At 61.9% G+C, this 25,397-nt stretch carries 35 protein-coding genes and 1 pseudogene; 17 read left to right on the top strand and 19 right to left on the bottom strand.

The window, feature by feature from the left end:
- The first annotated feature begins 48 nt into the window (after positions 1-48).
- The 15 genes from K307_RS38690 (at position 49) to K307_RS38620 (ending at position 12,791) form a co-directional block, all read left to right on the top strand.
- On the top strand, positions 49-3,693 hold the full coding sequence (locus tag K307_RS38690; protein ID WP_042886354.1) for a hypothetical protein: 3,645 nt from the start codon (positions 49-51) through the stop codon (positions 3,691-3,693).
- Positions 3,694-3,701: 8 nt separating this feature from the next.
- Positions 3,702-3,911: a hypothetical protein gene (locus K307_RS38685; protein WP_196251648.1), complete on the top strand. Its 210-nt coding sequence runs from the start codon at positions 3,702-3,704 to the stop codon at positions 3,909-3,911.
- Positions 3,901-4,824, top strand: a complete 924-nt coding sequence (locus K307_RS38680) for a hypothetical protein (protein WP_042886352.1) — start codon at positions 3,901-3,903, stop codon at positions 4,822-4,824. The genes K307_RS38685 and K307_RS38680 overlap by 11 nt, the downstream gene beginning before the upstream one ends.
- Before the next feature lie 155 nt (positions 4,825-4,979).
- On the top strand, positions 4,980-5,918 hold the full coding sequence (locus tag K307_RS38675) for a hypothetical protein (RefSeq protein ID WP_155301360.1): 939 nt from the start codon (positions 4,980-4,982) through the stop codon (positions 5,916-5,918).
- Complete coding sequence (locus K307_RS38670) at positions 5,915-6,460, top strand: hypothetical protein (protein ID WP_042886350.1); 546 nt, start codon at positions 5,915-5,917, stop codon at positions 6,458-6,460. Before K307_RS38675 ends, K307_RS38670 begins: the two co-directional genes overlap by 4 nt.
- The gene (locus K307_RS38665; protein ID WP_042886349.1) at positions 6,460-7,914 is read left to right on the top strand and encodes a hypothetical protein; all 1,455 of its coding nucleotides are present in this window, start codon (positions 6,460-6,462) and stop codon (positions 7,912-7,914) included. The genes K307_RS38670 and K307_RS38665 overlap by 1 nt, the downstream gene beginning before the upstream one ends.
- Positions 7,911-8,366, top strand: coding sequence for a hypothetical protein (locus K307_RS38660; RefSeq protein WP_042886348.1), 456 nt, complete (start codon positions 7,911-7,913; stop codon positions 8,364-8,366). Before K307_RS38665 ends, K307_RS38660 begins: the two co-directional genes overlap by 4 nt.
- The gene (locus tag K307_RS44720; protein WP_051975384.1) at positions 8,367-9,668 is read left to right on the top strand and encodes a hypothetical protein; all 1,302 of its coding nucleotides are present in this window, start codon (positions 8,367-8,369) and stop codon (positions 9,666-9,668) included.
- Between the two features lie 10 nt (positions 9,669-9,678).
- The gene (locus K307_RS48325) at positions 9,679-10,686 is read left to right on the top strand and encodes a hypothetical protein (protein WP_155301359.1); all 1,008 of its coding nucleotides are present in this window, start codon (positions 9,679-9,681) and stop codon (positions 10,684-10,686) included.
- Positions 10,687-10,887: a hypothetical protein gene (locus tag K307_RS38645; RefSeq protein WP_042886346.1), complete on the top strand. Its 201-nt coding sequence runs from the start codon at positions 10,687-10,689 to the stop codon at positions 10,885-10,887.
- Positions 10,888-10,938: 51 nt separating this feature from the next.
- On the top strand, positions 10,939-11,190 hold the full coding sequence (locus tag K307_RS38640) for a hypothetical protein (RefSeq protein WP_155301358.1): 252 nt from the start codon (positions 10,939-10,941) through the stop codon (positions 11,188-11,190).
- Positions 11,187-11,663: a lysozyme gene (locus K307_RS38635; RefSeq protein WP_042886344.1), complete on the top strand. Its 477-nt coding sequence runs from the start codon at positions 11,187-11,189 to the stop codon at positions 11,661-11,663. Before K307_RS38640 ends, K307_RS38635 begins: the two co-directional genes overlap by 4 nt.
- Positions 11,660-12,031: a DUF6527 family protein gene (locus K307_RS38630; protein WP_042886343.1), complete on the top strand. Its 372-nt coding sequence runs from the start codon at positions 11,660-11,662 to the stop codon at positions 12,029-12,031. Before K307_RS38635 ends, K307_RS38630 begins: the two co-directional genes overlap by 4 nt.
- Positions 12,028-12,570 carry a DUF2514 family protein gene (locus K307_RS38625; RefSeq protein WP_042886342.1) on the top strand — a complete coding sequence of 181 codons (543 nt, stop codon included), beginning with the start codon at positions 12,028-12,030 and terminating at the stop codon, positions 12,568-12,570. The genes K307_RS38630 and K307_RS38625 overlap by 4 nt, the downstream gene beginning before the upstream one ends.
- Positions 12,567-12,791, top strand: coding sequence for a hypothetical protein (locus K307_RS38620; RefSeq protein ID WP_042886341.1), 225 nt, complete (start codon positions 12,567-12,569; stop codon positions 12,789-12,791). Before K307_RS38625 ends, K307_RS38620 begins: the two co-directional genes overlap by 4 nt.
- A gap of 87 nt (positions 12,792-12,878) precedes the next feature.
- On the opposite strand, the gene K307_RS38615 is transcribed toward K307_RS38620, so the two are convergent.
- From K307_RS38615 to K307_RS48320, 6 genes are all read right to left on the bottom strand, one after another.
- Complete coding sequence (locus K307_RS38615) at positions 12,879-13,466, bottom strand: hypothetical protein (protein ID WP_230626337.1); 588 nt, start codon at positions 13,464-13,466, stop codon at positions 12,879-12,881.
- Between the two features lie 55 nt (positions 13,467-13,521).
- A complete protein-coding gene (locus K307_RS38610) occupies positions 13,522-13,743 on the bottom strand; it encodes a DUF2188 domain-containing protein (RefSeq protein WP_042886339.1) in 222 nt (73 codons plus the stop codon).
- A gap of 55 nt (positions 13,744-13,798) precedes the next feature.
- On the bottom strand, positions 13,799-14,188 hold the full coding sequence (locus K307_RS38605) for a hypothetical protein (protein ID WP_042886338.1): 390 nt from the start codon (positions 14,186-14,188) through the stop codon (positions 13,799-13,801).
- Positions 14,189-14,517: 329 nt separating this feature from the next.
- Entirely contained in the window at positions 14,518-15,735 is a 1,218-nt protein-coding gene (locus tag K307_RS38595) for a hypothetical protein (protein WP_155301357.1), read from the bottom strand.
- Positions 15,701-15,928 (bottom strand): DUF4224 domain-containing protein, encoded by a 228-nt coding sequence (locus K307_RS38590; RefSeq protein ID WP_042886336.1) that lies wholly within the window; start codon positions 15,926-15,928, stop codon positions 15,701-15,703. The genes K307_RS38595 and K307_RS38590 overlap by 35 nt, the downstream gene beginning before the upstream one ends.
- Before the next feature lie 86 nt (positions 15,929-16,014).
- Positions 16,015-16,167 (bottom strand): hypothetical protein, encoded by a 153-nt coding sequence (locus tag K307_RS48320; protein WP_155301356.1) that lies wholly within the window; start codon positions 16,165-16,167, stop codon positions 16,015-16,017.
- Between the two features lie 32 nt (positions 16,168-16,199).
- Here K307_RS48320 and K307_RS44715 point away from each other — a divergent pair, with 32 nt between their 5' ends.
- A complete protein-coding gene (locus K307_RS44715) occupies positions 16,200-16,865 on the top strand; it encodes a hypothetical protein (protein WP_051975383.1) in 666 nt (221 codons plus the stop codon).
- Positions 16,866-17,042: 177 nt separating this feature from the next.
- Here K307_RS44715 and K307_RS38580 read toward each other — a convergent pair whose 3' ends face one another.
- From K307_RS38580 to K307_RS38535, 11 genes and pseudogenes are all read right to left on the bottom strand, one after another.
- Positions 17,043-17,744: a hypothetical protein gene (locus K307_RS38580; protein WP_042886335.1), complete on the bottom strand. Its 702-nt coding sequence runs from the start codon at positions 17,742-17,744 to the stop codon at positions 17,043-17,045.
- A complete protein-coding gene (locus K307_RS50500) occupies positions 17,741-18,001 on the bottom strand; it encodes a DNA translocase FtsK (protein ID WP_268989268.1) in 261 nt (86 codons plus the stop codon). The genes K307_RS38580 and K307_RS50500 overlap by 4 nt, the downstream gene beginning before the upstream one ends.
- Positions 18,002-18,889, bottom strand: a pseudogene (locus tag K307_RS38575) (recombination-associated protein RdgC); the annotation flags it as partial. It lies immediately after the preceding gene.
- Positions 18,890-18,909: 20 nt separating this feature from the next.
- Complete coding sequence (locus tag K307_RS38570; protein WP_042886333.1) at positions 18,910-19,545, bottom strand: lambda exonuclease family protein; 636 nt, start codon at positions 19,543-19,545, stop codon at positions 18,910-18,912.
- Positions 19,546-20,205, bottom strand: coding sequence for an ERF family protein (locus tag K307_RS38565; protein ID WP_042886332.1), 660 nt, complete (start codon positions 20,203-20,205; stop codon positions 19,546-19,548).
- Positions 20,202-21,452, bottom strand: coding sequence for a hypothetical protein (locus K307_RS44710; protein ID WP_051975382.1), 1,251 nt, complete (start codon positions 21,450-21,452; stop codon positions 20,202-20,204). The genes K307_RS38565 and K307_RS44710 overlap by 4 nt, the downstream gene beginning before the upstream one ends.
- A gap of 26 nt (positions 21,453-21,478) precedes the next feature.
- The gene (locus tag K307_RS38555) at positions 21,479-21,706 is read right to left on the bottom strand and encodes a hypothetical protein (RefSeq protein ID WP_042886331.1); all 228 of its coding nucleotides are present in this window, start codon (positions 21,704-21,706) and stop codon (positions 21,479-21,481) included.
- A gap of 118 nt (positions 21,707-21,824) precedes the next feature.
- Positions 21,825-22,061: a hypothetical protein gene (locus K307_RS38550; protein ID WP_042886330.1), complete on the bottom strand. Its 237-nt coding sequence runs from the start codon at positions 22,059-22,061 to the stop codon at positions 21,825-21,827.
- A 94-nt stretch (positions 22,062-22,155) separates the two neighbouring features.
- Positions 22,156-22,413: a hypothetical protein gene (locus K307_RS38545; RefSeq protein WP_042886329.1), complete on the bottom strand. Its 258-nt coding sequence runs from the start codon at positions 22,411-22,413 to the stop codon at positions 22,156-22,158.
- On the bottom strand, positions 22,410-22,691 hold the full coding sequence (locus K307_RS38540) for a hypothetical protein (RefSeq protein ID WP_042886328.1): 282 nt from the start codon (positions 22,689-22,691) through the stop codon (positions 22,410-22,412). Before K307_RS38540 ends, K307_RS38545 begins: the two co-directional genes overlap by 4 nt.
- Positions 22,692-22,702: 11 nt before the next feature.
- Complete coding sequence (locus tag K307_RS38535) at positions 22,703-22,909, bottom strand: hypothetical protein (RefSeq protein WP_042886327.1); 207 nt, start codon at positions 22,907-22,909, stop codon at positions 22,703-22,705.
- Between the two features lie 107 nt (positions 22,910-23,016).
- Here K307_RS38535 and K307_RS38530 point away from each other — a divergent pair, with 107 nt between their 5' ends.
- A complete protein-coding gene (locus K307_RS38530) occupies positions 23,017-23,319 on the top strand; it encodes a hypothetical protein (protein WP_042886326.1) in 303 nt (100 codons plus the stop codon).
- Positions 23,320-23,643: 324 nt separating this feature from the next.
- Here K307_RS38530 and K307_RS38525 read toward each other — a convergent pair whose 3' ends face one another.
- Positions 23,644-24,384, bottom strand: coding sequence for a DUF5131 family protein (locus tag K307_RS38525; RefSeq protein WP_042886324.1), 741 nt, complete (start codon positions 24,382-24,384; stop codon positions 23,644-23,646).
- Positions 24,385-24,413: 29 nt separating this feature from the next.
- A complete protein-coding gene (tcmP, locus tag K307_RS38520) occupies positions 24,414-25,319 on the bottom strand; it encodes a three-Cys-motif partner protein TcmP (protein ID WP_042886323.1) in 906 nt (301 codons plus the stop codon).
- Positions 25,320-25,397: the final 78 nt, after the last annotated feature.

The following is a 25,397-nucleotide window of genomic DNA, read 5'->3' as shown; positions in this document are numbered from 1 at the left end:
GGGCTGGAAACAACTCTGGAAAGCATTCAGCGCACCACTTAGACGCCCATGACCGAACGTGAGATCAGCTACCGGATCAATCTCGCAAACGAGCGGGCCTTGGCCGCTCTGCGCGACTTTGCGTCCGCGCTGAAGAAGACCGACGACGCAGGCAAGAATCTCACCGGCGTGCAGTCAGGCCTGCAGGGCGTCCAGACGACCGCCCGCTCAACGGCTGGAGAGCTGGCGAAGGTCGGCGACGAAGTCCGATCGATCGGTCAGAGCGTCGCGGGCCTGAAGAGCATCGGCACTGTTGCTGCCGGAATCTTCATCATCGGTCAGGCGTTGCAGGCCGTGAAGGCGGCTTTGACTGGCCTGCCGGAAGCGGGCATCAAGTTCTCTGCCAGTATGGAGACGGCTGAGCTTGGGATGGCCGGCATCCTGTCCTCGATGATCACGATCGACGGCAAGGCTGTCAGCCTGAACCAGGCTCTGGGCATCTCGCGCAAGATCATCGCGGACCTGAACAACGACGCGCTGGCCACAGCCGCCAACAGCGAGGAACTCGTTCGCGCTTTCCAAGCGATCCTTGGGCCGGCGCTGGCCGCCAAGCTGACGCTCGAGCAGGTGCGCCAGTTGACCGTGACCGGTGTCAACGCGGTCAAGTCGCTCGGCTTGAACTCGAACCAGGTGATTCAGGAGTTGCGTGATCTGGTGCAGGGCGGCATCACGCCGTCGGGCTCCACCCTGGCCACTGCGCTGGGCATCAAGGACGAGGACATCAAGCGCGCCAAGGCTTCGAGCGAAGGCCTGTTCAAGTTCCTGATGGACCGGCTGCAGGGCTTCGAGGCCGCGTCCGCGCGCTTCGGTGACACCTTCGACGGCCGGCTCTCCAGCCTGAAGGAGGGGGCGACGCGCGCGGCGGCCGAGGGTTTCAAGCCGCTCTTCGATGCCATCAAGGAAGGGCTGGGGGAGGCGGCCGACGCCTTCGTCACAATCGAGCGCGAGGGAGACAAGGTCAAGTCGATCCAGCTCAATCCGCAGACCGTGCAGACGATGCGGAGCTTTGCGGAGGGTCTGGTCGACCTCGGGCAGGGCCTGCGCCGGGTGGCTGGCTTCCTGCTCGAGCATCGCGAAGCCGTGGTTGCGCTCGGGCAGGCATACGCGGCGCTCAAGGTATTCCAGGTGGTGCGTGGAGTGCTGGAGGGCGTTGCCGGCGCTATCACCGCGGCGACCAGTGCAACCCTCGGCGGCGATGCTGCCACTCGGGCGGCTACCGCTGCCACGCTGGCGGATCTGCGGGCGAAGGTGGCGCATGCGGATGCCGTTCGGATCCATACCGGTTTGCTGCTTGCCGAGGCTGAGGCCGCGGTGGCGGCCGCTGCAGGTATGCAGCGGCTGGCGCTGGCGGAGACGGTGCTCGTGCCCGCTCAGCAGCGTGCGGCGGCTGCTGCGTCAGCGCATGCCGCAGCCCAAACAGCACTTGCGACGGCCATGGGGCCGACCGGCGCCGCAGGCGTGCTTTCGCGCGTCGCCGGCCTGCTGGGCGGTCCCATCGGGATCGTCGCCTTGCTGATCACCGGCGTGGCCGCTTGGGCGTCGTTCGGCAGTGCGGCGAAGGACTCGCTCAATGGCATCGACGTGTCGGTGCAGACTACCCGTGACAAGATTGCCCGCATGAAGCGGGAGCTGAAGTTCGGGGCGGGGGATATCGGGGAGAACAAGGCGGGACAGGATGCACTCCGCAACAGGATCGCGTTGCTCGAAGGCGCTGCGCAGCAGCCGGGCCCGAGCGGCATGCGGCCGTTCATCCTGAGCAACGGCGAAAAGCTCTCCCGTGGCTCGCGAGATCGGGAGCTGAACCAGGCGAGGCAGCAGTTGGCGGCCCTCGAGGAACTTGGAAAGCTGCAACAGCAGGCAGTCGACAAGCAGGCTGCAGAGCAGGAAAAGGCCGTCGGCAAGATCGGTCTCAAGAACAGCGGCGCGTTGCAGGACTTCACGGACCTGGTCAAGAAGCACCGCAGCACGTCCCAGAAGGCGGCCGACGACATCAAGGAGATCAACTCCGCTTTCGCCAAGGCTGTGTCGGAGACGCCTGAGCTCCAGAAGGACAACCCGAAGTTCGATCCGAAGCGCCTGGCCGAGGTCACCAAGGCCCGAAATGACGCGATCGCGGAGGCGCGCCGGCAGGGCGCCGGCGCCTCAGGGCTTGGCACGCAGAATGCCGCAGCGAAGGCCGATTTCGATCAGTTGAAGGCGACGCTCGATCAGGAATTGACGCTCAAGAAAGACGCTCTGGCGTTCGACCAGGCGGAGAACGAGCGCGCCTACAAGGACAGCCTCGTTGGTATCAGCGCCTACTATGACCAGCGCCTGAAGATCGTCACCGACGGCATTGATGCCGAAGAGTCTCGCAACCGGAAGCTGATCGAGAAACTTCAGGCCGAGCAGGGGAGCTTGGGCGGCCAGAACCCCAAGAACCCGAACGAGCGGGTGCAGATTTCCACCCAGAACAAGAAGCTGGAGACAGAAATCCAGCAGCTGAACACGCGCAACCTCAAGCTGGAGCAGGATCGCACACAGGCGATACGCGAATCCAATACTGAGCGTGATCGGGCGAAGCGCTTGCTGGAGGCGCAGGCCACTGGCGTTCAGACTGAGGTTGATTCCGCCACCGGCACCCTCACTCGCGAGCAGATCGAAAAGAACGTGCGTGCGCGCAATCGGGATCTGATGGAGATGTCCAAGGCCAACCCCGAACTGCTGTCGCCGGACGTGGTCGAGCAAAAAATTCGCCTGGAGGTGGATCAGGCAGATTTCCAACGCATCAAAGGTCAAATTGACGAAATCCTGGGGCGCCTGCAACGGTCTAGCCAGCTGCTGCAGGGTCAAGGTTTCGAAGGCGATTCTTTGGAGAGGGCGTTCCGCCCAATCAGGGACCAAGCGCTACCGGATCTTGAGCGGCTGCAGCAAGAACTCGATAAGCTTGCCGCAGCGTCCCCATCAATCCAGATCAAGTCCAATGCGGAGCAGGTCAGAGTAGAAATCGAGGGGCTCAAGAAGGCATCCACCGATGTCCAGCAGGTGGCGAAGACGTCGTTCATTACTGGCTTCGGAACGATGTTTCAAGACGTCGTGACCGGCGCAAAGAGCGCGTCGAAGGCGGTGAACGAGTTTGCGAAGGGGGTCGTCAACTCTCTACTGAATACCATCGGAAAGAAGCTGGGCGAGAAGCTGTTCGATTCGTTGTTTGGGAACATGGGGGGCACCATAGACACGGTGCTGTCCTTTGTCGGGATCGGGGGTGGGGGTGGTGCTGTAAAGAAGGCGGACGGCGGCTACATTCGCGGCCCTGGCACCACCACCAGCGACAGCATCCCGGCGCTGCTTTCCGACCAGGAGTACGTCGTGCGTGCCTCGGCCGTGCGCGATGTCGGTGTCGGCTTCCTGAACTGGGTGAACCGCGGTGGTTCGGCGGTGCGATCGGCGGCATCGCAATTCCGGGGCGCGGTCCATCCGGCGGCGTTTGCCCGATCGAGCGCGGTGGCGCGATTCGCCGGAGGTGGTCTGGTGTCCGCGCCCGCCGCGTCCGGCGCACCGCACCTGCAACCGGCGCCAACCAGCTTCCAGTTGCAGATCCCGGACAACGCCCTCCACTGGACGCTGCAAGACTGGCTGGGTGGCGAGCTTGCCCGGATGGCGGCAACGCGATGAGCCTGCGCGTGCTATCCAATCCCTTGCGCGCGGATGCGACCGCCATAGTGGTGTTCGATGGGCCGCCCAACGTTGCCGTCTTGTGGTCGGTGGCCAGCGGCCCCGGCGTCGTGACGCCTTTGGGTGGGCGTACGGACGCGCAAGGGCGCGCCTGGGCGAAATACGATCCCGCGGGACTCTCCGGCGCTGCTGTCATCGAGGCCGAGCATGGCACTTGAACTGCTGGCGGGTCCTTTCAATATCGTGGCGAACGGTTCGTTGGTCACAGACCCATCGGCGGGTGGTTCTGCGCTTTACGACGATGACATTGGCCTCTACACGTTCAGTTTCGCCAAGGGCGGCTTGCACGTGGTTCAGTTGGATGGCCACGCCTACCTTCGAGCAGCTCAGGCACGTGCCAATGCATTTGCACTGGACCTGCAGAATCCCGGTGAGTACCTGGTCCACGATTCCTCCGAAGAAAGCAGGCTCTACAAGTTCAACAAGCGAGCTGCCACTTTTGGCGATTTGGTCCTTGGCTCGGAAGCCACGGGCTATGTAGTCGGAGCGCAGGTGCGCACGCCGGATCGCTACCTCCACTTCGCGGGCACGAACGTGCAATCGAAGCCCCTCACGCTCGTTGGCTCTTGGGCATACGAGGCCAGTCTCAGCGGCGCCGCTATCGGTGACAGCGCGACGATATCCCGTACTCGCGATACCAACGTCCTCGCAGTCGCGTTCGGCAACGGCACGGTGGTCTTCTACGATTGGGTCAAGAAGACGCAGGTCGGTGGTGTCGCATTCATCGGTGCCAATGTAGGTGCTTGGTATAGCCCACGGCATGACATCTTCGTGGCGCTGGTTGGTGCTCAGCTCACTGTGTTCGCCAGCTCCCCGCGCCCGGCGACGATCTCCGATCCGGTTGCAGTCACGCCGCTGGCAAAGGGTCGTGCAAGCTCCATCAAGACCCGCGTTCTCGGCTCGAACAGCGAGCCGTGCAAGGACGAGACCGTCGATTGGGCACTGATCGGCCCGGGCGCGTTGGAGCTTCTGCAAAGCGCGACGGACAGCAATGGGTGGGCGTGGAATACCTATATCGCGCCAAATGCCGCCGGTGGAATGCCGACGATTACGGCGGAGGTGAAATTCTGATGTTTCGCCAGATATTTCAATCGAGCCCCATCCGCTATCGGCTGCCGGCAGAGTGGGCGGGTATACCGAGCGGGTCAGGGCTCGGAGCGCTATACAACGGGCATCTCGTAACGCCTCCAAGAATCTATGCCGAGACATTGGGCGGCGTATATGGGATGTTTGTGACTCAAGAGAAGACAGCGACAGCTGATGCAGTCATCGTGGTGGTCGGCGTGACTGGTCGGATTTACTGGCCGGGCTTCGAAACCATGTGGTGGAAGTTCAATGCGGTGACCGGCGAGTTCATGGGCCGAGGGGCTAACCCTGGGAGTCTCTTCGACTACGGGTTCGTCCAGGCGCGTGATGGCTCGCTCTGGCAGCACTCCATCACGGGAAGCTTCTTTGAGGTGGACGGCATCAGCTATGCAGAGATTCCTGGCACGCGACGCGATCCCGCCGATTTCGGGGCGTTTGGCGTCCACGTTGCCATGGTTGACCGGCAACAGAACCTAGCTGTGCTCTATACCAGCAGCGAGGGCGGGGCCAATAAGATTGGCGTCTATAACTGGACGACTGGCGCGCTGATTCGCCACATCAATGTTGCCGGGACGCCGACGGATATCCTGCCGGAGGACGAGCGCCGCTGTTATGTGGCAACAGCTAATGGGCTACTGAACCTTGTGGACTACGCCACCGGAGAGGTTCTGCATACGGTGCGATCGCCCGCCCCAGCCGGTAGCGACGTCGTCTACGCTTGGGATCGCATATATCGCCGACTATTGGCATTTCAGGTGGTCGACGACGCGGTTGATGGCGCTTGCCAGTCGGTGATTCGAGGCTGGTATCCGGTGCCGCTTGGCACTCACCTGACAAAGCCGCTACCGCTGAAGGCCCCGCGAAAAGACCGAAACGTGCCGGTGCTGGTACGTGTGGTGGGTGACGCTGGTGAGCCAGTTTCGGGCGCCTCAGTGGTTCTGTCCGTAGTTGGAGACGCCTCGATCGTACGGCATCCCGCTGGCTCAGATGGGCATGGGGAAGCTGCTGCAACGATTCACTGCGACGCCCCGGGGTCGATGGACCTGAGCGCTAGCGCAACGGTGGAGGATGCACTATGACCGTCCTGACCAGCTCTGCGAGCTTCACTATAGGCGATGCGTCCACCGGGACCGAGCAGATCACGATTTCAGTGTTGCCGGCGGTCGGCGCAGCAGTCGGTAATGGTCGGCTTGTGCATCCAACACTCGGCACCTACGACTACGCGCGGGCGCCCGATCAGTGGACCAATATGGATGGCGACGCGATCATCGCGCCGACCTGGGCAAGCACGCGCACCCTCGGCGGGGCCTCGAATACGCTTTGGCAAGGCAAGCTGCGCGACGTTGAGGTGGTCGAGCGCTGGAATGCCGATGGCGGCCTATCGATGACGGTCGATCAGCTGCGCATGCTGGTTGCTCACTGGTCGAATCCGCCCGATCCCGCGGTAGCGCGGGTGAATTGGTATCCCAGCTACGTCAACGCCAACGGTTACGAGGTGGCGTTGGTGTCGCTGACTGTAGGGGGCGGGGACGGCATCTCGCTGAACCACGTGATCTTCAATGAGGCAGGCTACATCAATTTCGACGTTGAACTGCGCTTGCGCATCCTGGGGAAACTGTAATGGACGGGCGCTGGTCTCCGGTCGACAAGGACGCGCTGCGCACGGTGGCGCTGATTCTCCACCCGACGGCATCCATCCGTGATGTGCGCACCGGTGCTGCCACCGATGCCATCGACCTGTCGGCCTACGTTTCCGAGACGCTGCGCCAGTCGCCGCGCGAGCTTTCCGCCTCGCTGACCTGGCATCTTGAGCTGTACGGCGCCAGCCAACCAAAGGCCGGGCAGATTCTCGAGTTGAAGCTGGATGGCCAGATCCTGTGGCTGGGGATCATCGAATCAGTCAACGACTATCGGATCGAGCGTGGCACGCGCCGGCTCACGCTGACCGCCCGTAGTCCAGATGCCACGCCGGCCTGGCGTAGCGTGCGGCGGGTGACGGACTTCTTCCCCGTGGCGACGCCGCTGACCGAGATTGCGCGACAGATCGGACGGGCACTCGGGCTCAACGATGACGAGATCATCCTTCCCCCATCGCCAGTCACGACGATGCATAGCAATACCCAGCTCGCGGACCTGACCGCCTGGGACATGCTTGAGCAGCTGCTGCTGCCCCTCGGGCTCGCACCGCGCTTCGACGGACTGGGGCGTCTAACGACTCAATCTCGCGAGCTTGGGCGCGCAACGGACATCGTGCTCGATGAGGCACGCATTGTCGCGGTCAGCGGTGGCCGCTCAGTGCCCGCACTGTCAAGCTTGCGGCTCAAGTGGCTGGATCCTCAACTGACAAAGGTGGCGCAGCAGGATGCCAAGCTGGCTGACGCGACCATCACGGCTGGGTTCTTTCAACTGCATCAGCGCAAGAGCATCTCGTTCTCCGATGACGCTACCCAGCGAGCGGAGAACACCAGGCTGGTGATCAAACAGTCCGCCAATGGCGGGTTGCTGCCCGTCTGCGACGAGGAGTACAAGCAGCTCACGACCACCAGTGGCGAGATCCTGCTGACCACGGTGGCATGGGCGCCGACCCTCGTCGGGCTGATTCTCGCCATGAAGGTGTACAGCGCGCTGCCGGACATTGCGCCGCCGTTTGGCGGGCCGACGGCGCCGGTCGGCAAGATTGTCCACGGCGCGGCCGAGCTGGTGGTGCTGCTGATTCTGGCTTCCATCGGCACCGGGATCTATGAGGTCTGGGGCACGCCATACGACTTCGTGCACGGCCGCAATACCACTGAGGCGAAGAACAGCGCTGCGTCGATTTGGACCGAGAACGTCGAGGACATCGAGAATGATCTGATCGTGAATGAGGCCCACGCCCAGGCAGTGGCGGTGCGTGAGCTGGCGTACCGAGCGCGCAGCGCGACGTCGTGGGGCGCCTCTATCGTCGACGATCCTCGCATCGAGCCGGGCGACATCCTGCAGCTTCCGGACGGTACGTGCTTTTGCGTCACTGACTACACCCGCAACCTGGCACGCAACGCGCCAGCGGTTCTTGAGCTACAGGGGTTTGTCGCATGAGCATCCTCACCAATCTGGTCTCGGCGCAGATCCGTGATGCCAGGGCCGAGATGGACGGCAAGATCCTGACCCGGCCAGCGCTGCTGGTAACGGACGGCCTGAACACCATCTATGCCGTTGACGTCGATATCGGCGAGAAGGATCCGCTGCGCAATGTGCCGATCGCACGCGGCAACGATGAACTCCTCTATGCCGACACCGGCAACGCCTGCCGGCTGAGACGATCTGCCACCGGCCAGTATGAGGTGGTGGGCTTCTCGAAGGAGCTTCCCGGTACCTACACGGTGGTCAACGTCAATTTGGCGGACCTGTCGGTGGGCTCCATCGTTGATCTCACGATCGATGGTCGGCCGCTGTCCTATGGTGAGCTGGCCACCTACGGTGGCTATGGCGTCGTGCCTTATGGTTCCTCGGCGATCTTCCGGGGCGGCGTTCTTCAGGAGATTCGCTAAGTGACCATTGAACTCGCAACCTTTTCCATCGGTGATGCCAACTACATCTCCAAGCACAACGGCAACTACGGGATCATCAAGGCCGCCGTGGACGCGCTGCAGGCCGCCACACAGGGCGGTGCGTCCAGCGCTGCCACTGCGGTCACGGCGTTTGAGGGCATGTTCGGGTCAACGGCTCTGATTGGCTACGGCAGCTTCGCTCCGTCGACAAGCGGGTCGAACCTGACGATGCAGCCGGGCTATACGTGGCGCATCTCGCTCTCGAAGGTGCTGCAGTTGGTGAGCGCGGCCACCTTGAGTTTCTCCGGCAAGTCGGCCGCCACCTACTACGTGGAAGTGGACGCCGGTGGCCAGCCGAATGTGGTCACGTCCTCGGCAGAGCCTATTTACTCGGTGGTCTGGACCGGCTCAGCGTTCGGCGCCATTACCCGCGTGGCACCGGTGTTCCCGAATGCGGCGGACTTCCTGGCTGCTCTGATAAGCACCGCCCTTGGAACAACCTACAACTCGCTCGACGAGCGGCTTGAAGCCGGGGAGGGCAAGGCTGTCCTTGGAGAACTTGCGCGGATATTCCTGACGGGAAGACTGAACAAGGACGTTGCCGGTGGAGTCGATGTGACGTTGACCGCGACTGAGGCAAACAATCAGGTGATAAACCTGACGGGCGCTATCACCGCAAACATCAACGTCATTGTCCCGCTGGGTACCGGTCCACGGGCGTGGATTGTCACCAATAACACCACCGGGAGCTTCACGGTAACCATCAAGGGGGCCACCGGAACCGGTGTGGCAGTGGCGCAAGGGAGCGTTGCCCAGTTGTACCAGGACGGGACCAATGTGAAGGCGGCGGGAAATGTTGGCGCCACGACTTTCACAGGCTTGAGCGATGCGCCTGCCAGCTATTCGGGAAAGGCTGGCAAGTCGGTGCGGGTGAAATCCGACGAGACTGGCATCGAGTTCTACGATCCGCCCTACGACGTGGGCGGAACCTACAACGGCGTACCGGCGGCAAGCGCGGTGCTCGTGCGCTTGCCATTCCCGCGCCAAGTCATTTTCCCCGCGGGCCTGACGAACAGCCGAGGCGCTGCGGGCACGGCCGCTACGGCCCAGACGGACTTCGATATCCAGAAGAACGGCGCATCCGTGGGAACTATGCGATTCGCAGCGGGCGCCACGACCGCGACTTTCATCATGGCGTCGCAGACGACCTTCGCTGCCGGCGACATCCTCAGGGTGGTAGCGCCAGCAACGCCCGACGCGACGCTGGCAGATATCGGCTTTTCGCTAGCAGGAACTCGATAGGGGCAATGGAATGTCACTGATCTTTATGGATGGGTATGACCACTACGCGACGGCGGATATCACGAAGAAGTGGACCTCTTTGTTCGGTGCGGTATCCATCGGTGCAACGTCAGGACGGCGCGGCGGCGGCGCGATGTCGGTCCCTGGAACATCGCATGCCATCAAGACTCTTCCTCCGAGTGCCAGCTTTGTAGTTGGCAGCGCCGTAAATTTTAGTGCCCTCGCTTCGCAGGTAATATTTACGTTGCTGGATGCTGGCAACGTACAGTGCGACTTGCGATTGAATTTGGATGGGACGTTGTCTGTGACGCGCAATGGCACGGCGCTTTCTGGGGGAACGTCAACTTCTGCGCTTACAACTGGCAATTTCTACTTCATCGAGTTCAAAGTCACCATTGCCGACTCTATCTCGGCCAACTCGTGCAAGGTGCGCGTGAATGGAGTCGATTGGATAACCGTGGCAACTGGCCAAGACACAAAGAGTACAGCCAATGCTTCGGCAAATCAGATCCGATTAGGGGCGGTCGGCAACAACAACGCTATGACGTTCGATGACCTCTATGTCTGCGACCAGAGTGGATCGAGCAACAATAACTTCCTGGGCGACGTCCGCATCGACACCTTGTATCCGACATCGGATGGCGCCAACGCTGCATGGGCGACGAGTTCGGGCTCCACGCATTACACGCTGGTCGACGATGCGACGCCGAACACTACCGACTACGTGGAAAGTAGCACCGTCACGCAGAAGGACACCTATGGATTCAGCGATATTTCGCACACTCCGGTCAATATTTTCGGGGTGCAACTGAGCATTGCTGCCCTGAAGGATGATGCCGGGGACCGATTGGTGAAGGCTGTGACCCGCTCGGCCGGCACAGACTATTCGGGTACCGCGCAGGCGCTCGGCACTTCGCAACTCTACTACAGCGAGATTCGCGAAACAGATCCGGCTACCAGCGCAGCTTGGACCAAAACCAATCTCAATGCTGCCGAGTTTGGTGTGGAGTGCGCGTAAATGACTGCAGCCCGCAATTCCCAGACTGTTGTCGAGGTCATATCGATTCCGAACCCGAAGGGGCGCGTAAGCCAGGAGATAGCGGAGGTGCTGTCAATCAGCAATCCGAAGGGGCGAATCTCTCAGATTGCAATTGAGGTGCTCTCGTTGGCGCCAGCGGTATCGGTCGCGCAGCAACCTGTAGTGATGATTTGCACGTGACCATTTGATGAAGTACCGCCGGGTTGGCGGCTTATGACGGGGATCAACACCATGAACGAAGAAAACTTTCAGGCGTTGGTAGCACGGGTCAACACGATCGAGTCAGAGCTGAAGCTCAACACCGAGGCAACCGCCCGAGTGGAGTCGAACACTGCCGACATTGTCGAGGCGTTCCAGGCGGCGGCCGGGGCATTCAAGGCGCTGAACTGGATCGGCAAGGCCGTGCGGCCAATCGGCTATATCGCCGCGGCTGTGTCGGGCATCGTGGCCGCCTGGTCGACGGTCAAGGGAATTTGGAAATGAACCCCGCGCTGCGCAACCGGCTGGTGGCCATCGTCGGGGTGGTGGCCGCTGCAGTGCTGATGAAAGTGGTGCCAGCGAACGAAGGCACCGTTTACAAAACCTACCGCGACATTGGCGGCGTGCTCACCTACTGCACCGGCGCGACAGAAGACGCGATCTGGGGCAAGACCTACACGCCGAACGAGTGCGCCGCCAAATTGGACGCCGATCTCGCGCGGCATGCCGAGGGCGTCATGGGGTGCGTGCATGTGCCGCTGACCGATGGGCAGAAGGTGGCGTTCGTCGATACCGCCTACAACATCGGCGTGGAGGCGTTCTGCAGCAGCAGCATGGCACGCAAGGCGAATGCAGGCGATATGGCCGGCGCGTGTGCGGCGCTGTCACTCTGGGTCAACGTCAAAGGCAAGGTGGTGCGTGGGCTCGTGGCGCGGCGCCAAATAGCCCGTGCGTTCTGCGAAGGGAGGCAGGTATGAGCAAGGCCAAGATCGTCCGCGACAGCGAAGGGAAGTTCTACGGCATCCGGTTCAATTGCCCGGGCTGCTTATGGCCGGACGGTACGCCCATCGGCAAGACGATTCCTGTTGGCTGGCTCCCTCCTGGCGAAACGGAGGCGTCGCCCCACGTGGCCAACAAACCGAAATGGGGATTCAATGGTGATTTTGAGCGTCCTGTCCTGACCCCGAGTGTGTTGCAGGACTGGGAGAGCTCCAAGGGTAGGCGATGCTGCCATTCGTTCGTTGGATGCAATGGCGCGCAGCCCGGCCAGATCACCTTCCTCGGTGACAGCACGCACCACCTGAGCGGGCACACCGTCGACCTGCCTGACGTGGACGAAGCATGATCCCGATCCCGACCAACATACCGTGGCGCGCGATCGGGGTCGGGGCGCTGGCCGCGCTGCTGTTCGCCGCCGGCTGGGTCACCAACGGCTGGCGCCTGGGCGGCCAGATCGAGGAAATGAAGACCGATCGGGAGAAGGCCGCCAGGTTGGCCGCCTTCGACCAGGTCAAGGCTGTCGATGCCGCGCGCCTGGAGGAACAACGCCGCACGGCGGCGCAAACGGAGATTGCTAATGCCGCAACGAAGGAACTTGAGGCTGCGCGCAACGACGCTCGCAGTGCTGGCGACGCTGCTGACCGGCTGCGCGCCCGCGTTGCCGACCTACTCGCCGCCAGCCGAGCCGGCCAGAATCCCGCCGCTGCCGGCGCAGGCCAGACAGCCTTCGATCCCATCGGAATGCTTGCCGACGTGCTTGAAAGGGCTGACCGCCGCGCGGGAATCTTGGCTGAATACGCAGACACCGCCCGTATCGCCGGCCAAGCCTGCGAGCGGTCATACGACGCCCTGACGGGTGGGACGAAGCCGGCGGAGGGATCATGAAGCGCTACCTTTGGAACCTGCTCATATCCTTCGACCAGCTCGTCAACACCATCGCGGGCGGCAGTCCCGATGAGACGATCTCAAGCCGGGCCGGCAAGGCCATGCAGCAGGGCAGGAGATGGGGCTGTATCCTCTGCCGATTCCTGAACTGGATTGATCGCGATCACTGCGCAAAGTCCATTGAGCCGGACGAGGGCACCGATGCGGCGGTGGCGGACTAATCGACAAAGCCCAGCGTTTCACGCCCTCCACTACACTGGATGCGCGGGTGGACCCAATACTGCGCAGCGCCAGTCCGCCCGTACCAGTCAAGCGAGAGGTTCACGCTGGAACTTGCCTAGGCGGTGGTAGCCAGGCACCTTGATCTTGCGCCAGTCGTCGGATGCGCCGCCCCGGTACAGGCTGCCGGCGCGCTTGGCGACGATGCCCTCCATGCCGAGGGCCCGCACATGCTGGTAGAGCCATTCACCATCGTCCACGGCGCTCACGTACAGCAGGCCAACGGTCACCCCGCCTAGCAGCTTCTGCAGCGCCGCTTTGCGTTTCTCTATGGGCCAGTCTCGGATGTCCCGCCCGCGCAGGACCAGGAGGTCGAAGGCGGCGAGGGCGACAGGGGGCGCGCCGCGATACCAGCGCCTGCGCAGGGCCCGCGCATGGAAGGCGTTGAAGTCGGGGCGGCCGATGTCATCGAACACCACGCCCTCGGCGTCGAGCACGCAGCCCGCGGGCAGGGCCGCCAAGGGGATGTGCAGTTCAGGGAACCAGCTGGTAGCGTCGCCACCTTCACGCAGGCGTACCGCCGGGTCGCCCGTCCGCGCCAGCAGGCGATACCCGTCGTATTTCAGTTCGTAGAGCCAGTCGTCACCGTGCGGCATCACGCCGCGCTTGGCCAGCATCAGCGGGAAGCTGGCCAAGTTCAGGGGCGGGGCCTCGCGCCGCCCAGGCATGGCGTCAACCCTTCACGTCGCGCGGGTCGTTGCCGAACGTGTTGCGCTCTCGAATCTGGCCGTCCAAGCCATGGATGAACAGCTCGACCTTTTTCGCCTTGGCCCTCTCGGTGCCGGCGGCGATGGCCTCTGCTTGGGTGTCGAACGTCTCTCGGCCGTGGCCGCCCTCGGTCTCAACGGCCCAGCGGCCATCGGCGGGTACTACGTGGATGTCTTGTCCTGGCATGGCAGTCTCCTGATGGTTATGCCGCCAGTCTCCGCGCGCCGCTTGGCCGTCGCTATCAGGCGCCGTCCGACACGCCGGGCTTCCGCGACATCGTGCGGCGGACCTTCTCGATCACCCGGCGGTGCTTGTCTTCGGCTTCTTCCCAGGTGAGCGAGCGAAATGTCTTGTCGAGCAGCGGCCCCCTGACCGTAGTCCGGAAGACGGGCGGCTCGTCATCCCGCAAGCTGCCCCAGCCCGAGAAGTAGGTCCAGACCTCCACGCCATAGTCGGTGAGCATGTCCCTGATCTGGAAGGCTTTGCCTTCGAAGGACTCCCAGCGGGCGTGCACGCCGTAGTCATAGACGCGCACCGGCTGGCCGGCCTCATCCAGGATGTAGTAGCGGTCGTAGTTAGGGTCGATGGGGCAGGGGTCGTAGCCGTCCGGCGGGGCGGGCGGTCGCGGCATCGGCTGTAATCTTGGCATGGCTGGATACTGTACGGATATACAGTATCTGGGTCAACTTTCTTTGGAACTTGGTAAAAGCGGCCTAGACAGGGTGCGGGTCGCAGACCATGGTGGTTTCCAAAGAAACGCGCTAGTGCTTTGATTTCAATGGATATTGAACAAGGATTGTGATTCCTGTCGTCGTGGGTTCGAGTCCCATCAGCCACCCCAAAATTCTCTTTCGCATCAATGGTTTACGGGTTTTATGACCGTTTCACGATGCGGAATTTCCCGCGGAAATGGGAGTTTTCCCACGGCGCCATCGGCGCCGTTTCTGTTTTCTGCTCCCCTTATTCTGTAGCCGCCGCCCGTTTGACCTTGCGCCGGTCATAGTGGCGATGCGTTGTTGACGGGTTCGCGTGCGCAGCGAAGTCATAGGCGTCCGCTGAACGCTGCTCGAGCTTTGTCGTGATCGCAGCCGGACGGATGTCGAGCGTCGAGAAATACGCCTCGTGCTCGGCAATCGAATATCCGGACGTCCAGGCGCCCGCGCTTCTGTCCTTTCGCCGCGCGGCGGATTGCTCTCGCTCGGCGCGCAGTGCCTCTGCTGCCTCGACATCAAACGTTGAGATCCATTCCCACATCGCATCCTGCCAGACCGACCCCCAGCCGCTCTTGCTGTAGGGCTGGCCCCTCCTGTTCGGGAACAGGTAGAGGCTCTTGACCACCACCTTTTTTGTGGAAGTCTCGGCGGCGGTCTGCTTCGCCCGCTCGACGACCGCGCGCAGGCGAGGGGACCAGTCACGAACCTTGACGACCTCGGCCTCGCCCTTTTTTCGCTTGGCGCCGACCACGCGCACGCCGTCATCCGATAGCCCGGACAGGTGGAACGGGCGGACCTCGGCGGCGCGGAAGCCGGTCAGGTAGGTGAACATCGCGGCGCATCCCATGGTCCGGTAGGCCTGGCCTTGCCGTACGGCCCACAGGTAGAACCGCACCACCTGGCTTCGGGTGACCGTCCGGACGTCCTTGTCGGTCTTGTTCAGCATCATGCCGACGAAGGGGTTTGCCTCCATCAGCCCCCAGCGGACGCCATAGTTGCAGATCGTCGACATTTGGGACAGCTCCTTGTTGGCCTTGATGGGCGCACCTGTCTTCGCCCGCGCATCGAGGTACTGGTAGCCGTGCACGGTCTTCAGCCCTGCCGGCGCCATCTTGCCGAAGAACTTCGTCAGGTTCTCGAATGCGCTGTCTCTGACCGCCTTGCCTTCTTTGGACTGGTCACGGTAGTGCGTTTGGGCGACCTCAGTCCTGAAGCGATCAATCAGGTCCGCCACCGACCCGGCGATGATCTGACCGGCCTGAATGTCCAGGGCCTTCCGCTTGGCGACGCGCTCCGCCTCGGCGATTGCCTTGCGGTCGCCAAGCGGGGCGGAGGCCAGGGTCTCGCTCTTCCCGTCAGGGTGCTTGTAGTAGAACGAGACCTTCTTCGCGCCGATGTACTTGACCAGCCGATCGATGCCAGTGGCTTCTTTACGCAAACGCTGCGAGGTTCGGCGCGTCGTCATACTTCGCTTGCCCCTTCGAATCCTCGATCCCGAGTTTTCGCTTGTAGTACGCCTTGGCGACCTTGGGTAGGCCGTTCTTGTCCATGACGTAGCGCCAACGCTCCCGGTCCAGCCATTTGACCATTTCGTGACGCTGGTTCTGCTTGCATCCGACCAGGTCGGCCAGTTGCGCCGTTGATAGGAAGTCGCTCACCCCGTACTCCAATCCGCCAGGTATGGCGGGTGATAGCTATAACCCGGTTAATAGTGTTCTGCATCTGTTGTTATGTCGCACACCCGCTAATGTCTTACTCTCCGGCTGGCCTCGTGCTCGTTGCCGGTGTCGGCAAAGACGAAGCGGCAGGCATCTCGGCCATGTTCCTCAAGCGCGAAGATCGCCATGGCCGTGCTGACCTTGCCACCAGAGAGGGAGATGACGTTGATGAGGCTCATGCTAGGATCTCGACGAAGGAGGAATAGACAACATGCCTGATCCAAAAGACTCACCAGCCGGGAATATCGCGTCCGCGTTCGAATTGACGCTACGCCAACGAGATTTCGAGATCTCGCAACTGACGCAGCGAAACAATTTCTTTATGATTTTCCAGGGCGTAATAATCGCTGGGCTTGTGCAGTCGAGTGGGCAAGCTGCACCAATCCTTACCTTTGCCATTTGCGGACTTGGCTTGGCGGTATCGATTTGGCAAATGCTTATGGCAGCCGGGGCGAAGTTCTGGCAAATGCGTTGGGAGCGCGCCGCTCGACAACTCGAGGTATGGTTGTTGGACGATCTGAAGGACCATAAGAAGGTCTTCCAGGTCTTTTCATCAGACACAAACTTCCTAACCGCTGCCGAACAGAAAGCGCTAGACGACGTCAACAAGACTGGAGCGAGGGTCAACGATCCACTCACGATGGGTCCAGACCAAATAAGAAGTTGGGTGGCGGAGGACCTTGGGGTAAATGCCAGCCGTGGCTGGATCGAGCAAGCTACTTCCAAGCTGATTCTCTGGAAGCCTTCCGTTAGCCGGATTCCCATATACGTCAGTGCTGCACTCGCAGTTTTCTGGATGGTTTTGCTATCGCACACAATGGCTTGGGGAGGGTGGTCATTGGAGGGACTTCTCCATCTCGTTCCCTTGAAAAGATAGGGATGCCGCGTCCTTATCATTGCGATTTGGAGCAGAAACTGGTCGCGGATCATTCCTCGGTTCCCTTCTTTTTTGTCAAAATCTGCCATCCGTAGCGTCAGGCGGTACTGCGCATAGATGCCGATTGCCAGGTGAACGATGGACACGGCGGCAGTCACAATAGGGCGGCATTGCAGGTCATGGTGTCGTGTGGTTTGGTGTGGTGCGACTGAGCAAGCCCTTGCCGGCGATAGGGAAGAACGCGGCGCGCGGATGGCATTCACCTTGGCGGGCGATCCCCATCTTGATCGGTTGCTCGTCGTGCTGTGGCGCCTGCTGCATCCACTGAACGGCCGCGTCCGGGCGGATCAGCTTTCCCATCTTTTCGGCGTAGCGCGGCCGGGCCAGTAGGTTCTGCCGCGCGCAATACTCGGGGTCTTTGCTCATGCGGCGGGAATATTCGCGGTTGACCTCCTTCTTGGTCTTGCGCGGAGGTTGGGGCGCATCCGGACCCGGGCCCAGCTTCCAGCGGTTGACCCGCGGGGAGTGCGCGGCCACCTTGATATAGCCGCCGACGTGCACTTCCTTACCGTGGCGATCGCGCATGCACTCCTGCACAGCGTGCGGCGTGACCTTCAGCGCCTTGGCCAGTTCTTTGGACGTCATCATCTTTCCGCCGACCAGCAAGCCCTTGACGCCCTCCCAGACCGGGGAAAAGCTCTCGCGGCCGCAATTGCGCGGGCCGAGCCCCAACGCGACATAGCCATGCTTCAGAACTGCTGCAGCGGACCGGCCAGGGAAGCGCGTGGCGAGGCGCTTTGTGGATTCCTTGTTGCCCCAGTGCTTGCGCAGGAGCGCATCTTCCTCTGGCGTCCAAGCCATCCAGTTCTTTGCCGTCATGCTGCCGCTCCCGCCAGAACCGAGCGACTGCCGTCAGACCCCATCGCTGAGACGATCCGGCCGCCCTCCATCTGCTCGAGTAGGCGCGCCGCGCGGTTGTACCCAATCCGCAGGTGCCGCTGGACCAACGAGATACTGGAGCGCTTGGCTTTCTGAACCACCTCCACGGCCTGCGGGTAGAGCGGGTCGGGTTCCCCGCTCGCCGGCGAGACCGCATCCTCGGCAGCGGATACCAGGTCGTCTGGCGCCTCGGGCACCTGTTCGCCGCCCAGTGCGTCGATAAGGTCAGCCAGCATGCGGGCGAGTTCACCGGCCATCAGCAGGAAGTCGCCGTCGAAAGCCTCGTCTGCCGTCTGCTCTGCCGGGCTGGCCGATTCCTTCAGGACATCGAGCGCCGCAACGCGCTTGAGCGTCAGCCCGTCGGTCAGCACGAAGGAGACGCGGTCGTTCCACGTCATGGCCAGATGGGTGCAGCGCTTGCCGGCGGCGATGTGGCGGCTCACGTCTTCCGCTTCCAGCGTGTGCTGCACATAGCGCACTGTGGCGCGGCCCTCGCCAGTGGCGCGCAGTTCCGCATCCTGGTCGATCGTGAAGCCGGCCGGGGCCGAATCCGTGGCGAGCCATTCCGTCATAGCGGCCACCGGAGCATGCTTAACTCGCAGGGCGACCAATTCCAGCCCGTCCACGGACTTGAACAGGTAGCCGAGGAGGGCATCAGCCTTCGCGCTGCTGGATGCATCGATCGCCAGCCAGCCATTGGCAGGATCGATCCATGCGGAAATCTTGGTGCGGATGCTGAATGCCTTGGGCAGAAGTTCGTCAGTGACGGCGTCCTTGATCTCGCGCAGCTGCTTGCGGCCGGGCTTGTAGCCTTGCTGCTCTTCGATCTCCGCGGCGCGCTCCTGAGCAGCTTCCTTGACCACGGCGGCAGGCAACAGCTTCTTCTCGATGCACAAGGTGATCAGCATCTGGCCGTTGACGCTGTGGACGAGGCTGCCGCCGTCGCGCGGCGAGATCCAACCCTGCGAGGACATTTCCAGATCCGTGCACGAGGTGTATGCGTGCTTTTCCAATGCCTCGGCCAGTTCCTCGGCGCGCAGTTGGAAGTCTGTGAGGCGGTAGAGGGTGAGATTGCGAAACCACATATTCTGTTCTCCGGAGTGGATCAGGCGGCCAGCTTGCGCAGCTCGGCCAGATTGCTTTGCACCAGCTTCTCGAACTCCATCAGATCCGCCACCATGGCGTCGATGTAGTCGTCGTCGCGCTTGAAGCGCCAGCGGAAGAATTCCTTGCCGGTCGCCGCCTTCATGGCCGGGCAGTACACCCCGAGGTCCCACCAGGCGCGGCCGGACAGCCACATGTTTCCCTGCACCTGGTCCATGTACTGCTGCAGGTCGTGGTTGATCAGGGTCGTGCGCAGTTCCTTGGTCGAGACGAGGCACTTGTATTCGGCGCCGCCGTCGTTGCCGATCCAGCCATCGGCGCTGGCGCCGAAGATGCGGTCATCGGTGAGCACCATGCCAACCGGCTTCACGTAGACGCCGATGTCGGCCTGGTGTGCGATGCGCGCGTCCGATTCCATTTCACGGCCGCGGCGCATCTGCCAGGTTTCGTGCCCCTCGTTCAGCGGGAAGCCGCTCTCCCGCTCGATTGCGGTGCCGAATGCGAGGTTCAGCGCGTCCTCTGACCAGTCGCCGCCCTTCTTGCGGGACCGGGCGATCTTGAAATTGCTGGCGGTGTTGACCCCGGCGCGGGCCTGTAGCCAGGCATCACTGCCTTGCTCGCACTCCACGATCAACATTTACGCCGCCTCCTGCGCCACGCGCAGTTCCTGCATGCGCTGGTTGAAGTAGTCGTGATACTTGGCCTTTTCCGACTTCTCCAGCCCGCCCATGAGCTTGCTCAGCTCGCTGATGGTCGTCGCGTCGCGCATGCCGGTGTGCACTTCGGGCGCCACGGGTGACAGGCCGACACCGGCGTCGGGATCTGGGCTGTCGTCAAGGTCCGCTTCGCCTGCAACATTCAGCATGGCCGCCACGATGTAGCGACGCAGGATCGTAATTGATGCCCCGAAGCTCTTGAGGTCGGCATCGCCGCGAACGAGACTAAGCGACGACTCGATGCGGGCCGCGGACTTGTGAGCGATGATTGTGCGGATGTGCGTGCCCCCTTCGGGCTTGTCCGAGACGATCTGCATGAGCGCCAAGGCGTGCCTCGACAGGGCCGGAGTGGTCTTGCTCCGGATCTCCTCCATGTCGGCATAATCGAACGTGTACGGTGCTTTTCTCGGGTCTTCGGGCTGCACGTACGCGGTGCGGCTCTTCGCGATGGGCTGGAACTCGCCTTGAGCGGTCGCCAGCGCCTCGAACAGTTGGCCGAGGCTTTCCGGGGCCGGGCCCGAAATCAGATTCACGTCCATCTGCTGCACGGCTTGTGTCGCGAATTGCTCCGGACTGTTCATTGCTTGGCTCCGGTGGCTGCGTTGATGGTGGTGTCGATGCGGTCGGCCAGGTCGCCGGCCGGCACATGGGCGCGGGCTTCGACCAGTAGGGCCAGCAGCGTTTCTGCCTGCTCGCGCACGCGCTTGGCGGCGGCCGCAGCGGCCTCTTGCTCGCGGCGGCGGACGGCGGCTTCCTCGCGCTGGCGCTTTTCCTCGGCGGCGCGGGCATCGGCCTGGCGCTTTGCCTCGGTTTCACGCTCGGCACGCTCGGCGACTTCCTTGGCTTCCTGCTCTTCGCGTGCCTTGCGGGCGACGGTTTCGGCTTCTTCGCGCTCGCGGCGGGCCTTGTCGGCGCGCAGCTGGGCCAGCTCCTCGGCATCGCGAGCGGTTTCCAGCATGGCGTTCAGATTGCCCAGCGCGGCTTCGATCGCGGCGCCGGCCTCGGCCTGAAACTCGGCGAAGTCGTCGGCGGCTTCGGCGGCCAGCGCGGCGATCCGCTGCTGGATCTGCTTCACGCCCAGACCGATGCAGGTCGACGGGGAAGTCTCGATCGCGTGGATGCGTTCCTTGATGCGGGCTACGCGCTTGCGCTCAGCCTCTGCCTTGGCGTCCTCGGCGCGGCGGGCCGCGGCTTCGGCTTCCTGCTTCGCCTTCATGGCCGCCAGCTCCTCGCGTGCCTTGGCGTTCTCCAGGTGCACGCGCAGGGTGGAAAGGGCTGTATCGACCGTCCCCTTGGTCTGGTCAGCGTATTCCTCCCAGTTGCGCTGGCCAAGGTATTCCGGCGATTCCAGATCGCGGATGGCAGCAGCCACGTCGGCGACGGAAGCGCTCAGGTATTCCTTCGGCAGGGTGGCGATCGCGTTCAGGCAGGCTTGATGCGCGCTAATACGAGCGCTTTCGGCGCGGGCCTTAGCAATGCGTTCCTCGTCCTTGCGCTTCTGCTCGGCGTCGATCTGATCCTTGACCGGCTGCTCGATCTCCTTCACGGCTGCCAGGATCTCGTCGCGCTTCTCGCGTACCCGTTTCTGCGTGTCCAGAATCGGGCGATTCCAGTTCGTGTAGGCCTCATCCGTTGCGGTGCGGGTGGCCACGCAGCGCTGCACGAACTCGCGGGCGGCCTTGTTGCCGGCCGTCGATTCCACGTCAAAGGCCTCGGCGCCGGCCTCTCGCAGCTCGGCAAGGCCGGCCATGATGGGGTCATACAGCGCAAGGGCGAGGGCCGGCTCTGCCCGAGCCGGATCCAGAACTTCGATTTCGGGTGCTCCCATGGATTCCTCTTTGAATGGCGGGGCTGTCAGGCCACCTTGATGTACGCGAAGGCGCGGGCCACTGCGGCGGGCACGTGCGCGCTCCCGATCGCGACGCGCGGGGAGATGCCGCGGCGCGAGTTCTCAGCCTTGCGTTGCTGCCGCTGGGCATGGTTCGACGCAACCATGTGACGCAACTGCGCTTCCATGCGCTCTATGCGGGAGAGCTTCACGCCGGTCACGACGTGGCGCAGATCTGTGTTTTTGGTGATCATGTTCAGCCTCCGAGATAGAGAGTGATTTCGTGCGCTGCGGCGACGACCGCGAACAAGCCGAGCACGTAATAGAGGAGGGCGCGGCTTCGGGTCTGGGCTTCGCGCAGCTTGTCTTGTGTCACGTTGCGCTCCCAATGGCTTTGGCGATGACTGCCGCGCGCTCGTGGGCGCGGGTGGTGCCTTCGCTGTCATTGCCGCTCAGGATGTTTCTGGCGGCCCACTCCGATTTCTGCGCGGGGGTCATGACTGCCAGGGCGTTGACGATGATCCGGTGCGCCAGCTGGAGCTCGCGCAACAGTTCGCGCTGCAAGTTTTCGCGCATGGCCTGGCGCATTGCCGCTTGTTCTGCGGTCATTGCTGCTCTCCGGTGGTTTGGGCGATGGCGGCTCGTGCAGCAGCAAGTAGCCGGCTCTCTGGGTCCAACCCGTCGACGATCCACTTCTGTTTGGTCAGCAGGCGATCCACCTCGATGGCGACAGCAAGTAGGTCAGGACCGCAGCCATTGCCCGCGCATTCACCAGCGCTTGAGCCTCGGATTCGACATAGCAAATCCGCTGCTGCTCGTCGGATGCATACGAGGTCTGGGGCAGGATGAGGCCGCGCGCGTTATCGTCCCTGGCGGGGCCGCGCACTTGAATGGAGACGGTTTTGCCGTCGACGATGAATGGCTCGACGCGCCAGGGCCCCTTTGTGATTGTTGGCTTCATACCGCCACCCCGAAGGCAAAGCGACGCTCTTCTCGCTGACGGTCAGCCGCCTCGCAGGCCTCTGCCGCCTCGTTGTCCAGATGCGCTTCCAGCGCCAGGCCGGCGATCTCTTTCAGGTCGTGCAGGTGCGTGACATCGACGTCGCTGTCGGTGACGGTGTCCACGTAGAAGGCGTCGGGCTCGCCAGGCTGCTCGAGCGTGGCGTCATAGCCGCGGCAGTAGCTGCCGGACACCAGCAGGGAGGTGCCGTTGTGGGTGATCGTGACGGTGGTAGCCATAACGTTCCCCCTCAAAGACCGTAGTACCGGACTTCGACGATGTGATCGCCGCTGGCGGTGTCCATGCGCGGCAGGCCCATGGAGGGGCTGCGCATGGCATCTATCGCGCTGACGATGGCGCGGGCCCGCTGCTCAACGGCTTTCAGGTCCTTGCCACGGAGGATGTGGATGCCGCCCGAGCCCTTGGAGCGGTGGCGCTCCCTGACCGCTGAAACCATGTCGCTCTCCATCTTGTGACACGCACCGGGTGGTGTGTTGTGTATTGCGGTTGGTTTATGCTTTGCTGCGCAGATCGAACAACACAGACAAGCAGAGGGCGGCGTTGATGAAGACCATCAAGACCAAGATCCAGGAGGGGATTGCCCGGTTCTGGCAAGCAACGAAGATCCCGGCGTTAATCAGCGCAGCAACCCAGGCCGCAGTCAGACGGCGCTGCTTCCACTTGGCCGCCTTCATCAAGACGCTGTCTTGGTTCGTTTCGTTGGTGCTTGTGGTCATTGCTCTCACTCGTCCGTTGCCAGCAGAGAACGCCGTGCTGGTTGCTATCAACAAATTCCTCGCCTTCCTGCTTGCAGCGTCCAAGTACTTCTTCGAGTTCATGGACGCCTACCGGGACCTGCGCCGCTGATTCCTTGGCTGGCATCTGCGGTCCATCTCAAGCATCCAACAGGTCGGCGGCGTGCACGACGGTGTGCGACTGGTCAGCGCGCGCCGGCTGGCGGCGGAAGATCCTGGCTTAGGTGGGACGGGACATCTGTGACTCCATCGGTGAGCTGATGGAGAAATACTAGCAACGCTAGTCTGTTAATTCAATAGCTACGCTAGTTGTTTTGCATTTATTGTTTTAATAGCTTCGCTAGTGTTGATAGCAACGTGCGTAAAAAAGCCGCCACAAGGGCGGCTCAGGTGTGTGGTGCGGGCGACAAAAAGCCCGCCGGGTGGCGGGCTTTGACTACGCGGCTAGCTGGGTCAGTGACGATCCGCGCTTTCTTGGCATCTCGTCATATGTTCTGCCGTTCAACTCGCGACCCGTTCGGTCTTTCCGGACACCTCCCCACTGCTTGAAGAAGAAGGCGACACGAGCAGCTCGACATTGGCGGCGGATCGATTGAACCCACGCTTCTTCCATTGGGCGAGCGCCTTTCCCTGACTCTCCGCCGACAATGACCCAGTCGATCCCAGCGAGAGGCAGCTTTTCAAGAGGTCCGATCAGTGGTTCACAAGAGAGGAATTTGACTTGGGCAGGCGTGGACGCAAGGTCCTTGATCCGATGCACTACCCGATCATCTTCGACACTTACGCCCATCCACACGTTCGCAGGCCAAGGCAGCTGATCAGCGACCTGCGCCAGTCGGTCTGCACGCTTAGTCAGGACCTGAAAGGTATGCTGTGGGCATTCGACCATGGTCTTGAAGACGGCTTGGATGAAATCGAGAGGCACGTCTTCCTGAAACAGGTCGCTCATCGAATTGACAAAGACAACACGCGGCTTCTTCCAGCGGCGGGGAGTATCAATGAGATCGTGATGCAGTGTAGGGGCGAAGCCATTCTCGTATCGCGCGCTACCCATTGCATGAAGGCGCTTTGCCATCCGTTCGGCATAGCAGTGCTTGCAGCCTTGACTGATCTTGATGCAGCCCGTGACCGGGTTCCACGTCATATCAGTCCATTCGATCGTGGTGGTAGTGGCCATGGTATGAGGTACTGTTTAAACGTACAGTACTATAGACGCGTTCGGAGGAGATCGGAAGCGATTCTAATGGCGGTCTTAGCACCAGCCTTGTTCGCGGCTGCAAAGCAAAGGGCATACAGTGGGCTACCCTTCGAGTTCTCCAACATCATGACGTCGGATGCAACGCCAGCAAACACACTCGAAAGGCGTTCTTTTAGGAACTCCACCATATTTTCGAATGTGGCAGTTTTCAAGCTGCTCTCCGACTCGATGCCAAAGAGATCCGTCTGTGTTTGGCTACTGTAGAACCGCGTCTTCCATTCGTCAGTGCCGAGCACTGCAGTGAGCTTCGCGCTATGACCTGGATTCGGAAGATGATCGCGACTAAGTAGCCGATTCATACCTTGGCCAAGCGGGAAAAGGAGCCACATATCGATTGCTTGCGTGGCAGCGATGCGCTGGATCAGATCCCAGTGGATGTTCATTCCGTAGGGGTCGATGAACAACACAGCCCGAGTTCTCTTCCAGTCATGTCCATATATCAATTGCTCGCGGACAATCTCCACGCCATCGCCTGTGAGAATGCGGCACCGTGACCTAAGGTTCGGAAAATCATGCTCGATCATTTCCGTCAAGCCAGCAGTATGCTTGGGATTCTTGTCGATGAAGACGTATTGATCGAACGGTGACTCAAGCTCGAGTGCAATGCGAGCGCTTCCTTTGTGCAGGCCGGTGGCCTGTGGTGCATCTATGTCGGTGTTGTCAAAGAGGGTTGGCTTCTCGGAAGCCGGCGCTTTGTCGCTGCGCTCGCCGGTACCGGCAAACGCATCAATATAGACGGTTCGGAAGTACCGGGCTTTTTCATTGATCGTGAAAATCTTCCGATAGGCCTCCAGATACTTCTTCAAGGCCACGAGCTTTTGTTCCGTCCATTCACCGCCGAATACGTGGGTCACCCGTGCTCTCCCTTGATGGGACTATGTTGTTGGTATGTAAGCCACTTCTAGATGATCGACTCGATCCGAGCCACGACT

Source organism: Cupriavidus necator A5-1, from assembly GCF_000744095.1.
GTDB lineage: Bacteria > Pseudomonadota > Gammaproteobacteria > Burkholderiales > Burkholderiaceae > Cupriavidus > Cupriavidus necator_A.
The sequence above is the reverse complement of the archived record's forward strand: the minus strand, read 5'-3'. Positions and strand labels throughout refer to the sequence as shown.